At 34.4% G+C, this 14,732-nt stretch carries 14 protein-coding genes; 6 read left to right on the top strand and 8 right to left on the bottom strand.

The window, feature by feature from the left end; genetic code table 11:
- Positions 1-344: 344 nt before the first annotated feature.
- From AT726_RS09105 to glpK, 4 genes are all read right to left on the bottom strand, one after another.
- Positions 345-1,025, bottom strand: a complete 681-nt coding sequence (locus AT726_RS09105) for a DUF554 domain-containing protein (protein ID WP_055276975.1) — start codon at positions 1,023-1,025, stop codon at positions 345-347.
- A gap of 267 nt (positions 1,026-1,292) precedes the next feature.
- Entirely contained in the window at positions 1,293-1,826 is a 534-nt protein-coding gene (locus AT726_RS09100) for a GNAT family N-acetyltransferase (RefSeq protein WP_055276973.1), read from the bottom strand.
- On the bottom strand, positions 1,827-2,153 hold the full coding sequence (locus AT726_RS09095) for an inorganic diphosphatase (protein ID WP_055243337.1): 327 nt from the start codon (positions 2,151-2,153) through the stop codon (positions 1,827-1,829).
- 134 nt (positions 2,154-2,287) lie between these two features.
- The gene (gene glpK, locus AT726_RS09090) at positions 2,288-3,775 is read right to left on the bottom strand and encodes a glycerol kinase GlpK (protein WP_068759437.1); all 1,488 of its coding nucleotides are present in this window, start codon (positions 3,773-3,775) and stop codon (positions 2,288-2,290) included.
- A 131-nt stretch (positions 3,776-3,906) separates the two neighbouring features.
- Between glpK and AT726_RS09085 the strand changes: the two genes are divergently transcribed.
- On the top strand, positions 3,907-4,449 hold the full coding sequence (locus AT726_RS09085; protein WP_068759436.1) for a hypothetical protein: 543 nt from the start codon (positions 3,907-3,909) through the stop codon (positions 4,447-4,449).
- A 77-nt stretch (positions 4,450-4,526) separates the two neighbouring features.
- Positions 4,527-4,985, top strand: coding sequence for a hypothetical protein (locus AT726_RS09080; RefSeq protein WP_068759435.1), 459 nt, complete (start codon positions 4,527-4,529; stop codon positions 4,983-4,985).
- A 725-nt stretch (positions 4,986-5,710) separates the two neighbouring features.
- Here AT726_RS09080 and AT726_RS09075 read toward each other — a convergent pair.
- Positions 5,711-6,721, bottom strand: a complete 1,011-nt coding sequence (locus AT726_RS09075) for a helix-turn-helix transcriptional regulator (RefSeq protein ID WP_237297062.1) — start codon at positions 6,719-6,721, stop codon at positions 5,711-5,713.
- Positions 6,722-6,967: 246 nt separating this feature from the next.
- On the opposite strand from AT726_RS09075, the gene AT726_RS09070 reads away from it, so the two are divergent.
- Positions 6,968-8,191 carry an IS256 family transposase gene (locus AT726_RS09070; protein WP_070099804.1) on the top strand — a complete coding sequence of 408 codons (1,224 nt, stop codon included), beginning with the start codon at positions 6,968-6,970 and terminating at the stop codon, positions 8,189-8,191.
- A gap of 273 nt (positions 8,192-8,464) precedes the next feature.
- Here AT726_RS09070 and galE read toward each other — a convergent pair whose 3' ends face one another.
- From galE to AT726_RS09055, 3 genes are read right to left on the bottom strand one after another with little or no spacing between them, the layout of a single operon-like run.
- On the bottom strand, positions 8,465-9,445 hold the full coding sequence (gene galE, locus AT726_RS09065) for a UDP-glucose 4-epimerase GalE (RefSeq protein WP_068759434.1): 981 nt from the start codon (positions 9,443-9,445) through the stop codon (positions 8,465-8,467).
- A 12-nt stretch (positions 9,446-9,457) separates the two neighbouring features.
- Complete coding sequence (gene galT, locus AT726_RS09060) at positions 9,458-10,972, bottom strand: UDP-glucose--hexose-1-phosphate uridylyltransferase (protein WP_068759433.1); 1,515 nt, start codon at positions 10,970-10,972, stop codon at positions 9,458-9,460.
- A gap of 23 nt (positions 10,973-10,995) precedes the next feature.
- The gene (locus tag AT726_RS09055) at positions 10,996-12,165 is read right to left on the bottom strand and encodes a galactokinase (protein WP_055304921.1); all 1,170 of its coding nucleotides are present in this window, start codon (positions 12,163-12,165) and stop codon (positions 10,996-10,998) included.
- 231 nt (positions 12,166-12,396) lie between these two features.
- Between AT726_RS09055 and AT726_RS13230 the strand changes: the two genes are divergently transcribed.
- The 3 genes from AT726_RS13230 to AT726_RS09045 are packed head-to-tail and all read left to right on the top strand — an operon-like array spanning position 12,397 to position 14,433.
- Positions 12,397-12,579: a LacI family DNA-binding transcriptional regulator gene (locus tag AT726_RS13230; protein ID WP_237297061.1), complete on the top strand. Its 183-nt coding sequence runs from the start codon at positions 12,397-12,399 to the stop codon at positions 12,577-12,579.
- A gap of 32 nt (positions 12,580-12,611) precedes the next feature.
- Positions 12,612-13,400, top strand: a complete 789-nt coding sequence (locus tag AT726_RS09050) for a substrate-binding domain-containing protein (protein WP_237297060.1) — start codon at positions 12,612-12,614, stop codon at positions 13,398-13,400.
- Between the two features lie 25 nt (positions 13,401-13,425).
- On the top strand, positions 13,426-14,433 hold the full coding sequence (locus tag AT726_RS09045; protein WP_068759432.1) for an aldose epimerase family protein: 1,008 nt from the start codon (positions 13,426-13,428) through the stop codon (positions 14,431-14,433).
- The last annotated feature ends 299 nt before the right edge of the window (positions 14,434-14,732 follow it).

Genomic DNA, 14,732 nt, shown 5'->3' with positions numbered 1-14,732 from the left:
TGAATTAAAACATCTCACATAAACACCTACTCTGTCTCATATGGATGAGGATATTATTTGATCACCTCATCAGGTAGACTAAGGTCATCTGCAAGTACACTATATTTCCCCGCAAGAAGATCGTTAGCATCTCCTTTCGATCATCATTTAGCTGCTTGAAAACAAGACCGTAGAATAAAGATAATATGCTCTGTCTCTAACTCGTGATCAACAAAAATACATTCGGTAATATCCCTAATCACGAAACATCCACTTATTTTCACTTTCGATTATAACGAGTTCAATATACAACATTTGTCACTTTTTGACCATTTTGATTGATAAGTGCAAAAAGTCACTAACCCCTACATGATTAAAGATAAAAGAATGGGAATAAAAATTGCAGGAACAAAGTTCATTAATTTTAAATTCGTCATTCGAAGCATATTCAAGGCAAGTCCAATAATTAATAATGATCCAACCCCCGTCATTTCAGCAATCACCATATCAGTTAAAAAAGGAGCCATCAAACTCGCAAGAAAGGTGATTCCACCTTGATAGATCAAAACCAAAACACTTGATAAGATAACTCCCACTCCTAAACTCGTTGAAAAAATTAACGCTGATATTCCATCTAACATTGCTTTCGTATAAAGCATCGAGGTATCACCTTTTAGTCCATCTTGTAAAGCGCCAACAATCGCCATGGCTCCAACACAAAACAATAAACTTGCACTCACAAATCCTTCAGAAATTGAAACATATTCATCCTTACTTTTAAACTTATTCTCTAGCCAATTTCCTAATTGAGTCACACGTTCATCTAAATCTAATAACTCACCAATTAACGTTCCAATTACCATTGATAAAATAAGCATTAATACATTTTTTGCTTGTAGCGTTCCACTGATACCAATATATAGTACACATAGTGCTAACCCATTCATGACTTGATTTCCAAATCGCTTAGGCAATCCTTTTTTTAATACAAGTCCGATACTCCCCCCTAAAATAATCGCCCCTGCATTCACAACTGTCCCTAACACTATGACGCCCCCTTTCTTTTGTCATGAAGAAATTATACATAAATCTTTCAAAAAATAACAGTAAAGAAATTAAAAAAAGATTCACAGCTATGTACCCAATAACTACACTCTAAGAAAAAGAAAAAAACTAAATCAATTGCCACTGAATCACCTCAACCACAATCAATCTAGTTTTTTCACTGCTAATCACACCCCTATTGCTCTTTTATTATAATACACTTATTAAGCTTCATTTGTCATTTATTGTAAAATATCCCCTTCAAATTTCTACATTAATTTCAAGATTAGTGTGTTAAATCGTTTTTTAATAACTTTAAACCCTAACTTCTTATATAAAGCTAATGCTTCCTGATTTGTCTTCATCACATCAAGAAGATATTCACTTACTTTTATTTCATCCAAAATATATTCTATTAATTGTGTCGCAATGCCTTGGCGACGAAAGCTTGGATGTATAACTAATGAATTTAAATATATTTGATTATCATTCACAACAACTGCGTCTCTCATAACCTTGTAATAAAATCGTAGAAATTTAGACCACCCTGTCATCTTTCTAACATCTTTTAGACTCACTTCAAATGAAGCATGTTCCCTCGTTGAATAAGTCAATACACCTACCAGTTGTTCTTTATACAATGCAATAAAGCATTGTTCACACCTCATCGCAGTACTAAATAACTGAATTAATACCTCTTCCTCTATTTTTAAAGTTAAAAATATATCCTTAAACTGCTCAATTAAAAAGCTAACAACTTGGTTAATTTCATAAAATTCAACTCGTCTAATTGTCACTTCCATCTAATCACTCATTTCAATTGTCGATTGAAAAAATCTTTCTTGAAATTCAACTAAAGCCTTAATCTGTGATTCATTATATCGATACCGATCGCGACAAACAACTAACTTATCTTCCACATCATCTTGTCGATGAATAATCGCCACGACATAACCTTCAAATCTATCTAACGGTTCAAACTCTCCGATAACATAAGCATCTACTTCTTCGCCATCACCCGCTACAGTATCTGGAATATAGCCATAATTCAACGGATAAATGAACCCATGTTTCGGATGTTTTGATCCGAGTGGACGATCCATCATCACAGTAACTTTTTGACCAATCATCACTTTCGCTCCCTTCTTATTCCGTACGATAAAGCTAAATAAATTTTACTATAACTAATAACTACTCTTTTACTTTTATATGACGATATAAGAAGCAATCCTTTTTAATCATTCAACGTATTAATTCAGTTCTCTTATGATTTGAAAAGACGTACCGCTGCAATGGCTTTTTTCCATCCTCCATACAGTGTTTCTCGTTGTTCTTCTGTAATTCTGGCCTTATATTGTTGATTCGATTGCCAATAAGAAGCAATCTCATCCATACTCTTATAAACACCCGTTGCAAGCCCTGCTAAATAGGCGACACCTAAGGCGGTTGTTTCTGTTGTCATCGGAACAGATACATCAACTCCTAAAATATCACTTTGAAATTGCATTAAAAAGCTATTTTTAGCAGCACCACCGTCTACTTTTAAAACATTCATCGAATGCCCTAAATCTTCTTCCATCGCGGTGATTACATCTTTACTTTGATATGCAATCGCTTCAAGCGTCGCACGAATAAAATGTTCTTTGCTCGTTCCTCGGCTTAAACCAAACACACCACCACGAACATCACTATCCCAATAGGGCGTTCCTAGCCCAACAAAGGCTGGGACAACATATACACCACCGCAATCTGTCACACGATTTGCATAGTCTTCCGAATCTTTAGCATGTTTAATTATGCGAAGTCCATCGCGCAACCATTGAATGGCGCTCCCACCAATAAACACGCTCCCTTCTAAGGCATAATGTATTTCATTATTAATTTTCCAAGCAATCGTTGTTAGTAAACCGTGGCTTGAAAGGACTGGCTCAGTTCCTGTATTCATTAAGACGAAACATCCCGTTCCATATGTGTTTTTAACATCACCTTTATAAAAGCAATTCTGACCAAATAAAGCTGCCTGTTGGTCACCACAAACTGCAGCAATGGGTAGCGGAATCCCTGTCATATAATCCATCGTATACGTATAGACTTCTGAAGTTTGTCTCACTTCAGGTAAGATACTCTTTGGAATACTGAATAGCTCTAGTAATTCCTCATCCCATGTTCCTGTATGAATATTAAATAGTAATGTACGTGAAGCATTCGTCACATCTGTAATATGTGTTTTTCCCCCTGATAGCTTCCAAACTAAGTAACTATCCACCGTCCCAAATAACACCTCACCTTTCGCCACTTTCTCTTGAATTCCTGGAACATGATCTAGTAAAAAGCGAATTTTTGACGCAGAAAAGTAAGGATCAATTAAAAGCCCTGTCTTTTCTTTAACGATAGCTTCTAGCCCTTGAGCTTTCCAGTTTTCACAAATGGATTCTGTCTGTCTCGATTGCCAGACAATTGCATGATAAAGTGGGCGCCCTGTTTTTTTATCCCATAAAATTGTTGTTTCACGTTGATTTGTAATCCCAATTCCTTTAATATCCTGAACATCAATTTTAGGGGATAATAAGACGCTATTTAAAACAGATAATGTAGAAATCCAAATCTCATTCGCATCTTGCTCCACCCATCCCGATGTTGGATATAAACAAGTAATCTCACGTTGTGACTCTTCAATAACCTGACCTTGTTTATTAAAGACAATCGCCCTTGTACTTGTCGTCCCTTGATCAATTGCTAGTATTAAGTCCATTTCACCCTCTCCTTTAATAAAAGAAACCGTTTTACTTATTATACCACGTTTTAATTTTACCAATCATATAAATGATAAAGCCTCTGCTATGTGCATACAGTTTATAGACGACGTAATTTATTGGAGGATTTATGTTTAAAAAACTGAAGCGTCAGCTCATGCTTGCCTTAGTGCTTTTTCTTATCGCCGATTTATTGGCGATTTATCTGACGACAACTCATCCTTCATCGATTCCAAAACATTTACAATCCCGCTTAAATCACAAGATTGAGATAGTGGATCAAATTCGTGTGAATGAAATGGAATTTATCCTCTATCATGACTTAGCAACAGATCAATTAGATATCGCCTGGTATGAACCCAATGCTCTTTTATTTTGGCGATATAACTTTTCTGGGGGGCACACCACTTCAAGTGGAGCCTATGTGAACCGATGTCAGACCTATCAAACATCAGATTATTTCCTCGTTTGGGGAATCAATGAAGACTTACGAGCAAGTACGTTAAAAATATCATTAAACAATGAAACCTTTATTGAAGATTTATCACAAGAGCTTTATTTTATAAAGGTTTATCCTTTAAATGGAGAATTTCCAGATACCATTTATTGTTCATTTTATAATAAAAATCATGAAAATATCTCTTCTTATTTCTTCGAATCTTTTAGTCAATAATGATACAATTTCGTCAAATTCTCCCTTCTTGTTGAATAAACTATAGGTAAGACAAGAAATAAAAGGGGGATTTTTCTATGACTAAAGAGTATTATATTACTTATAAGCGTCATGAAGGCTCTATTGACTTTAGTGGAAATGGAGTCGACATTTATTACCTCTTCTTTGTCATTCATGAATTAGGGCGTCTGATCTATGAACTTGAGTATGAAGATATTCTAGACCCAAATGTTTTAGTAACCTTGAAACAATTAAACCCTCATCAAACCATTGCAGAAATTGAACGTATGATTCGATACATGAGCAAACACCCAGCTCCTTCCATTGAACTTATTGCTCATGTTGAGACCAATTATGATGAAGACCCAACAGCTACTATTCAACTCATCGAAATGAATGGAAAACATTCCAAAACAGAACTCATGAGTGACCTTTATCTATTCCAATTATTTTCTCACATGAATTTGTTGCAGGGTTATAGCTTTTCAGATTCAGAAGTCATCACTGAATCAAAAAAAGATTATCTTCTCACATAAATAAAACCACCCATTTTTTCATGGGTGGTTTTACATTTTAGATCTCCAACACATTGAAGTTTTTAATAATAAAGTTGCCGCCAAAAGCAAGTGATGGTGACAAAGTGGTGATTAATCACCTATTTTTCAAAAAAAGTTAATACATTCCTTTCGTGTAATCACAATTGCTTCATCCCCCTCAGAATGAAACGATAACCCTATCACTAGAGCTTGTGAATCACAAAGATTAATTTACCATATGCTGAATACGGTTTCAATGCAAAAGATGTGTCTTTTTGATGGTATTAGATTGAAATCCTCTCCAAGTAAAAAGAATATTATTTATTTTCATCAAATAATGCTAACACAATACCTAAATAAAAAAGCGACTACTTCCTCCCAATTAGAAGCAATCGCTTAATGAAGCTTTCCCCATATAAAACTTCATTTCAAACTTATAAACTATCATAAAGTAAATAATAAAAATCTAAAAATTATTTTTCCATTATTAAAGTAATAACCCCTTATTACTTTATACTTTCCCCGTTAATTAAACTCTCTCGCATCACTCTAATCTTAATAAATCACCCTAAATAAATACCCATTTTGTATTGACATTGATTATAAATCTCCCAAATTTATAACCCACAACACTAAAAAAACGAAACAATTGAATCAAAACATTACCCATAATTTATTTTATATCGGTTCCCACGCCGATATAAAACCCCAAATAACATGATCCCCTAAAGGTTATACATGTTTGACAAACGTCTAAGTTCTTCTTTCATTTCTTCCACTAAGCTAGGTGGAGATAATACTTTGATACTGCTTGATTGACTGAATAACCACATGACAATCCCTTTACCATATACTTCAGCCTCAATTACATATTTATCAAAGTCTTGTTCTAAAATGGTAGCGGTTGGTAAACGATCAAGTACAGGTTCAATTTTGGAACCATAAAATTCAAACTTTAATTTAATTAACTCGCCAAGAAACATAAACTGTATTCTTTTTCTAAACTCTCCTTCTTCAAATCGGTTAGAATAAGGCAAGTAAAATTGACGATTTATTACACGATAATTTTCAAATCGATCAACTCGAAAGACTCGCAAATAATTATTATTTAGTGTTTCACTACTATATGAATCATATTTCATTTCTTCCATATAGGCAATTAAATAAAAGTAAAAATCTGAAAACATGATACTTACTGGCTTTAAGTGCCGACGTGATCGTTTATGGTCTCCTCGAATATATGAGACTTCTATAATCTGTCGATTATGAATAATCTCACTTAACTCCCAAACTTTATCTAATACATCACGATTATGTTTTAATGGAACATAATTAAATAATTCGTTTCCAATGAGCTCTTTAATCAATTTACGATCCGATAACTCTAGCTGATTCAGTAATGTATTAATTAAATAATTCATTTCTTTCTCGTTAAAAGCTCGACTCGCTAATAAAATCTTTACCATCGCTAACAAGCCTTCTCGCTTCAAGTTTTGATTCTCGCTTCCTAGTAGCTGATAACCACGATATTTACGGCTATATTGTAATTCTAAACTTGCATATTCAGGCTGATTTGCTAAATAAAATTTGATTTGCTCAATATCTCGTTGGATTGACTTATTATTTACACCAAACTCAAGAGCTAATTGTTCTTTATTTAATACCTTGCCCTTTACTAAACGCTCATAAATAGATAAAATTCGGTGAACTCTGTGATCTTTCTCTTTATACATCATCATACCATTTCCTTAACATTATATCATTTTACATGGACATATATTGTCCATTTATATAAATTATATGACATTTATCACACCTTTTGTATAAAATATATAAAATTTATCACACCTTTTGTATAAAATATATAAAATTTAACAAAATTGGGATATTTATATTAGAGAGTGAGGTTGTAAGATAAAGTGTGTAAACTCTTAGAATAGTTACCATAATAAGTTAACTAATTTCGAAGGAGTTTATCATTTATGACAAGAAAAGCTGCAATGAATCAATTATTTAACCTCATTCAAGATGAATATGAAATTAAATCTGCTGGTGATATTGAAGCTGCCTTATTAGATATGTTTGGTAGCTTTATCGAACAAGCACTTGAAGCAGAATTAGACCAACACTTAGGTTACAGTCGATATGATTTTCGTAATAAATCAACTTCAAATGCAAGAAATGGACGTAAACCCAAAACGATTCAGACACGACTCGGAGAAACAACAGTGCAGGCTCCAAGAGATCGTGAGGGGTCATTTCAACCTCAAATTGTTCCTAAGCGTCAAACGAATGTGATTGGAATTGAAGATAAGATTCTATCTCTTTATGCTAAGGGATTATCGACACGTGATATCTCTAAAACGTTAGAAGAAATTTATGGATTCGAAACCTCTCATGAAACCATTTCCGCTGTGACTGATAAAGTCATCCCACTCATTCAGGAGTGGCAACAGAGACCTTTGGATGCGGTGTATCCTATCATCTACTTAGATGCTCTTCATGTCAAAGTGCGTGATGGAATAAGTGCTTCGAATAAGGCTGTTTACTGCATCATAGGAGTATCTTTGGAGGGCCGTAAAGACATCTTAAGTCTCTCTATTGGTGAAGCAGAGAGCGCCTCTTATTGGATGAGTTTGTTAGATGAACTAAAAGCGCGTGGAGTGCAAGATATTTGTATCGCTTGTGTCGATGGTTTAAGTGGTTTTAAACAAGCCATTCAAGCTGTTTTTCCTCATGCCTTAGTTCAACGTTGTTTAGTTCATTTAATCCGTCAATCAACAAAATTTGTTTCTTATCAAGATAGAAAATCATTCTGTTATGACTTGAAACAAATCTATCAAGCCATCAATCAATCGGCAGCAGAACAAGCCTTTAAGACCTTTAAGGATAAATGGAATCCACTGGTACCTTTAGCAGTTAGGGTTTGGGAAAATAACATCGAAGAAGTTTATCAACTCTTTCATTTTCCGAAAGAAATACGAAAAATGATTTATACAACAAACGCTATTGAGAGCTATAATAGTCAATTAAGAAAAGTTCTGAAAAATAAAGGAGCTTTCCCAAATGAAACATCTGTGATGAAATTAATCTATCTACAAACCATGGAATTCACTAAGAAGTGGCAACGTCAAATCTCAAACTGGAGTCAAATATTAAATCAATTATTAATCTTATATCCAGATCGTTTAACACCCTACCTATAAATTTTAAAAATAGTTTACACACTTAACTTGACAGGCTCTAGAGAGTTATCTTTAATCAAAAGCAATAAAAAGTCAAGTAAACTAAACAACTTAACTTAATGCTAGTTCACTTTTAAATTTATTATTTCAAAATAAATAGTACTGATTATTACCTCTCAAACCTTTAACTGCTGATTCTATTTTTTAATGACATTATTCATAACCGCTTGATGAAACTAAAATTTTACCTAAATAAAAATAGCACCCAATAATGGATGCTATCGAATGACTTTTCTATTGATTCATTTTTTGTTTTTCGACTGCCCAAGCACTGGCAATCATATCTTTAACGGCTGGATGTTTTGGTGTCCATCCTAAAATTTCTTGTGCTTTTGCACTAGATGCGATTAATTTAGCTGGGTCACCTGCACGACGTGGTGAGATAATTGCCGGAATTGGATGATTCGTTACTTCACGTGCCGCTTCAATCATTTCAAGAACACTGAATCCTTCTCCATTTCCTAAGTTACAAATGGTACTATCTCCACCGTTGACTAAATATTGCATCGCTAAAATATGTGCCTCTGCTAAATCACAAACGTGGATGTAGTCACGAATACAAGTTCCATCTGCTGTGTCATAATCATCTCCGAAGACATTAATTGCTTCGCGTCGTCCTGAGGCAACTTGTAAAATGATTGGAATTAAATGAGTTTCTGGATCATGTTTCTCACCAATTAATCCTGACGGATGAGCTCCCGCTACATTGAAGTAACGTAATGACACATAGTTTGTCCCGTGAGCTTTATGATACCAGTTAATCATACGCTCCATCGCTAATTTTGTTTCTCCATAAACGTTTGTTGGATTCGTTGGATCCGTTTCTAAAATTGGGATATTTTGTGCCTCTCCATATGTTGCCGCTGTTGATGAAAAGACGATGTTATTAACGCCACAATCAACCATGGCTTTTAATAAAACATTAGTTCCACTCATATTATTATCGTAATATTTATAAGGATTTGTCATACTTTCCCCAACTAATGAATAAGCCGCAAAATGAATGACTCCATCTACCTTCTCTTTGCGTAATACCTCTGTCATAAAGCGATAATCTGCAATACTTCCATGATAGAACGTTGCATCTTTATGAACATCTTGACGATGTCCTGTGACTAAATTATCAACGACAACAACTTCATGTCCTTGTTCAATTAACGCATATACGGCATGAGATCCAATATACCCTGCTCCACCTGTTACTAAAACTTTCATTTCTCTTCCTCCTTATAATGAACGATTGATCGTATTAATGAAACGTTGAATACCTTCTAATCCTTCATCTGTTAATTTATATACACCACAACACTCTAAAATTTCAACAAATTTTTTCCCAACTTCAGTTTCAACAATCGACATAGCTTCATCCGCTGCTACTGATTCGTAGCGTGTTAGCATTTCATTTAACCAAGGAAGATGTTTTTCAAGTCCTGCTTCCTCTAACATATTCGCATCACGAGCAACTAGCGCTTGTTTCACTACTTCTAACTCATCTTTAAGACGACCTGGTAAGACGGCTAATCCCATGACCTCAATTAAACCAATGTTCTCTTTCTTTAAATGATGTAAGTGAGCATGTGGATGATAAATTCCATCTGGATGCTCGTCTGATGTACGGTTATTTCGTAACACTAAATCTAACTCGTATTTTCCGTTTTTAAAACGTGCGATTGGTGTAATCGTATTATGAGGCACCCCATCTGTGTGGGCAAAAATACCTAATGCCTCATCACTGTACTGACGCCATGTGTTTAGAATGATTTCTCCTAGTTCAACAAGGCGCTCACGATTTTCACCTTTTAAACGTAAGACACTTAATGGCCAATTAACAAATCCAACTTCAACATCTTTAAAGTTTAAAACATTTAATGTTTTTAAAATCGGTGCTGTTTCCATTGCGAACTGATAAGCTCCCCCTTGGAAGTGATCATGTGTTAAAATCGATCCTCCAACAATCGGTAAATCCGCATTTGAACCTAGGAAGTAGTGTTTAAATTGATCAACAAATTGTAATAAACGCTCAAATGTTAAACGAGAAATTTTCATTGGTTCATGAGCACCTTTTAAAACGATGCAATGTTCATTGTAGTAAACATATGGTGAGTATTGTAAGAACCATTCTTCATTCGTTAATTCTAATGGAATAATACGATGGTTTTGGCGAGCTGGATGATTTAATGTTCCAGCATAACCAACGTTTTCTTTACACAATAAACATTTTGGATAGTTTGAACTTGGTAAGCTTTTTGCCAAAGCGATGGCTTTTGGATCTTTTTCAGGCTTTGACAAGTTAATCGTAATATCTAAATCCCCGTATAGGGTTGTTGTTTTCCAGCTTAAGTTTTTAGCTACACGGCTGACGCGAATATAGTTTGAAGCTTTGCTTAAATCATAATAATACTTTGTTGCTTCTTCTGGATTTTGAGCATGAAGATTGTTAAATGTTTTAATCACTTCAGATGGACGTGGCATTAAACAATCCATGATTTTAGTATCTAATAAATCACGATGATCCACGCTGTCACACTCAAGCACTCCATTTGATGCTGCATAATCTAAGATAGCCCCTAAAATTTCACTTGGGTTTTCCATTGATGGTAATTCCACCGCTTCATATTCAAACGATGGAACTCTTAAAATATCAATGATTTTATTGGCAGCGTATAATAAATCTGCCTCTTCAATCATGTGATGCTGTAATCCAAAACTGATTAAACGATTAATTTCATAATTGATATTCATGCTCTACTCTCCCCTTATGTCAACTAAGCTAATGTTTTTGTTCCGTCTCCAATCGTTGCTACATATAACTCAGCATCATAACCGATTGCTTCTTTATATCCTTTAGCGATTGCTTCTTTAACCGCTTCTACTGCATCATTTCGAACTAACGCAATGGCACATCCACCAAATCCAGCACCCGTCATACGTGCTCCTAATACACCCTCTTGCGCCCACGCTAATTCAACAATTGTATCTAACTCTTTACCTGTAACCTCATAATCATCACGTAATGATTTATGTGATTCATTTAATAATTTTCCAAATCGATGTAAATCTCCACTTGCTAATACTTCAATCGCTAATTTTACACGTTCATTTTCAGTAACAGCATGTTTAGCACGGCGATATAAAACATCTTTATTTATCACATTTGATACACGATCAAATTCAGCAACTGTTAAATCACATAAGAAGTTAATATCTACTACTGTTTTTAATAACTCTAATGCGGCGTCACATTCTTGACGACGTTCATTGTATTTTGAATCTGCTAATTCACGTTTTTTATTAGTATTCATAATTAAAATGGAATTATCTCCTAGGTTTGCTTTCGCATACTCATAGCTTAAATCATTGGTATTTAACTTAATCGCGTAATCTTTTTTCCCCATTCCGATAGCAAACTGATCCATGATTCCACAGTTCACCCCAACATAAACGTTCTCAGCTTTTTGAGATAATTTCACCATATCGATCATTGAAATGTCATATCCATGTAATTCTTTTAAAATTTGAGAAACTAGTAATTCGAGCGAAGCTGATGATGATAGTCCTGAACCGTTTGGAATGGTTCCGTAAACATATGCATCAAATCCAGTTGGAATTTCAAATCCTACTTCTTTAAATTGCACCATCACACCTTTGACATAAACACTCCAGTGCTCATCATCTGCATGTGATAAATCAGTTAAATCGAACTCGATGATTCCTCGGTCCTCAAAGTTCCCTGAGTATAAGCGTACTTTTTGATCTTCACGAGGTGCAACAACGGCATATGTTCCGTAAGTAATCGCAGATGGGAAAACACATCCCCCGTTATAATCAATATGTTCCCCAATTAAGTTAACACGTCCCGGTGAGAAAAATAATTTTGTATTTTCATTTTCCCCAAATACCTTTTCAAATGCTGATTTTAAATTTTCAATATTCATTCTTTAATCTTCCTCTCTATGTTTATTCATTCTCTGATTGACTCTCATCTGATCGCTATACTAAAATTCTATACTTTTTTAGTAAAAAAATCAATAGAACTTTCTTAAAACCCTTACATTTTTCAGAATTTGTTGAGTTGATGCTGTTTTATTTTATGAAACTTAATGATAAAATAATAAACGAAACAATGATGAACGCATTCATTTTTTTACGAAGGGAGGCTATCACAAATGGCTAAAATTAAAGATATTGCCGATTTAACTGGTTTTTCAATTACAACAGTTTCACGTGTATTAAACCAAGATAAAAATTTCAACGTATCGGATGAAACAAGATTAAAAATTATGGCAACAGCTGAGGAATTAAATTACGTTCCATTAAGCAAACGTAATAAATCAAGCAAAAAAATATAACCTTAACAATTGGACTTGTTTATTGGTACTCAGTGGCTGAGGAAATTACTGACCCTTACTACATGTCCATTCGTTTAGCTATCGAAAATCATTGCCAATTACATAATATCAACTTACAAAAAATCTACTTACCTATGAAATCATTTGATGATATCTCAGCGATGAATTTAGATGGATTAATCGCATTAGGAAAGTACAGTGAAGAGGAAATTCAAACGCTTCACACACTAAACCAACACCTTGTTTTAGTGGATTGTTACTCTAAACATTACAACATTGATGTCGTAATGGCCGATTTAAAAGAGGCCACGAAAGATATCATTTCTTATTTACTTGATTTAGAACTGAAAAAAATTGGTTTCATCTGTGGAATTGAAAAAACATTAGATGGACAAGAATTATTAGATATTCGTTTAACAACTTACATTAATCAAATGTCTAAGCTTAAATCATTCAATCAGAACAATGTTTATTTGGGGGCTTTCACGGCAGATTCAGGATATGAAATTATGTCGGAGATTATTAAACAAGGAAAATTATTAGATGCTTATATCGTCGCTTCAGATGCCATGGCTATTGGCTGCTTAAAAGCATTAAACGAAAACAATATTAAAGTGCCTGATGTTGTTTCAATCATTAGTTACGATAATATCTCATTATCACAATATACCATTCCATCATTAACAACAATTGATATGAATACAAAACACATGGGTGAAACTGCACTAGATTTACTTGTAGAACGTATTAATAACGATCGTGAAATTGCTAAAAAGGTTACCATTCCAACACGATTAATTAAGCGAGCAAGTAGTTTATAACCATCAGATGAGGGGGAAATTTTAAATGGTTACTTACAAAAAATTAGAAAAAGGGATATTCAATGGTGTTAATGTCATTGAATACAGCATGAAAAATGAAGCATTAGAAGTTCGATTTTTAAACATCGGTGGAGTGCTCACTAAAATTGCAATGGCTGAGGACCAATATGAACAAAACTTAGTCTTAAACTACGATCATATCGAAAGCTACTTTAATAATGGATGCTACTTAAATGCCATTATTGGACGCACTTCAAATCGAATTAAAAATGGGCAATTTACGATTAATGGGCAAACTTATCAATTAGATTTAAACAATGGACCAAATAACTTACACGGTGGGGCACAGTGCTTAACTTATGCTGATTTTGAAGTTACTGAAGTTGATTCAGGATACGAGTTAACAACGGTTCTTCCACATCAAACAGAAGGCTTCCCCGGAAACTTAAATGTCAAAGTTCGCTATACATTAGAACAGAACAATTTCATTGTGTCTTACCAGGCAACAACGGATCAAGACACCATTGTAAACTTAACGCAGCATGCTTACTTTAACCTATCTGGTAATCTAAGCACGAACATTTATAATCACGAACTTCAAATTAAAGCAGATTATATCGCTGAAATTGATGATAACTTATCATTTACTAAAAAGTTAATCCCTGTTTCTAATACACTATTCGATTTCAATACACCGACTATCATCAATCCGGAAACAAAAGAAGTATTACCAGTATTCGAAAAAGCATCGGGATACGATCACCTATACATTTTATCGGATACGAAAGAAGTCGTAACATTTAAAGATTTAACATCAAATCGTACGTTAAAAATTTCAACAACATCGCCTTCTATGCAATTTTACGCTGGTAACTTCTTAACTGAAGATTTAGTCTTTGAAAACGGCCGTCGCGGAGAACCCCATTTAGGCGCTTGTTTTGAAACACACTTAGTTCCATTTGATTTTGAATCACAACTCTTAAAACCAGGTGAAGCTTACTCACAAAGCACAACATTCACCTTCACAAAATAACCCAAAAGGGCTGTCTCAACATGAGACAGCCCTTTTACTATGCACTTTTTACTCCATTCATCAAAGTCCACTTAATCTTACATGTTGACTGTTTCATCTAGGAAATATATAAGTCCAGATAAGTTTTTTACATCTTAAAAACTAAAGCCCTAGCAGTTGAGGATTAGATTTCTTTCAGAAATCGCTAGGTGACCCAAGCCCTAGCAGTTGAGGATTAGATTTCTTTCAGAAATCGCTAGGTGACCCAAGCCCTACCAGTTGAAGAAACATTTTCTTCGAAAATGCCAGGAGCCTCTGGA

It is taken from the genome of Turicibacter sp. H121 (assembly GCF_001543345.1).
Classification (GTDB): domain Bacteria; phylum Bacillota_I; class Bacilli_A; order MOL361; family Turicibacteraceae; genus Turicibacter; species Turicibacter bilis.
This window is presented reverse-complemented; position numbering and strand designations above follow the sequence as displayed.

What these genes read in the sequence shown, in the direction of transcription:
- AT726_RS09100 (WP_055276973.1), bottom strand. Translation starts at nt 1,826, where the DNA reads ATGGAAGTGACAATTAGACGAGTTGAATTTTATGAAATTAACCAAGTT.
- AT726_RS09095 (WP_055243337.1), bottom strand. Translation starts at nt 2,153, where the DNA reads ATGATTGGTCAAAAAGTTACTGTGATGATGGATCGTCCACTCGGATCA.
- glpK (WP_068759437.1), bottom strand. Translation starts at nt 3,775, where the DNA reads ATGGACTTAATACTAGCAATTGATCAAGGGACGACAAGTACAAGGGCG.
- AT726_RS09085 (WP_068759436.1), top strand. Translation starts at nt 3,907, where the DNA reads ATGTTTAAAAAACTGAAGCGTCAGCTCATGCTTGCCTTAGTGCTTTTT.
- AT726_RS09080 (WP_068759435.1), top strand. Translation starts at nt 4,527, where the DNA reads ATGACTAAAGAGTATTATATTACTTATAAGCGTCATGAAGGCTCTATT.
- AT726_RS09075 (WP_237297062.1), bottom strand. Translation starts at nt 6,721, where the DNA reads ATGATGTATAAAGAGAAAGATCACAGAGTTCACCGAATTTTATCTATT.
- AT726_RS09070 (WP_070099804.1), top strand. Translation starts at nt 6,968, where the DNA reads ATGACAAGAAAAGCTGCAATGAATCAATTATTTAACCTCATTCAAGAT.
- galE (WP_068759434.1), bottom strand. Translation starts at nt 9,445, where the DNA reads ATGAAAGTTTTAGTAACAGGTGGAGCAGGGTATATTGGATCTCATGCC.
- galT (WP_068759433.1), bottom strand. Translation starts at nt 10,972, where the DNA reads ATGAATATCAATTATGAAATTAATCGTTTAATCAGTTTTGGATTACAG.
- AT726_RS09055 (WP_055304921.1), bottom strand. Translation starts at nt 12,165, where the DNA reads ATGAATATTGAAAATTTAAAATCAGCATTTGAAAAGGTATTTGGGGAA.
- AT726_RS13230 (WP_237297061.1), top strand. Translation starts at nt 12,397, where the DNA reads ATGGCTAAAATTAAAGATATTGCCGATTTAACTGGTTTTTCAATTACA.
- AT726_RS09045 (WP_068759432.1), top strand. Translation starts at nt 13,426, where the DNA reads ATGGTTACTTACAAAAAATTAGAAAAAGGGATATTCAATGGTGTTAAT.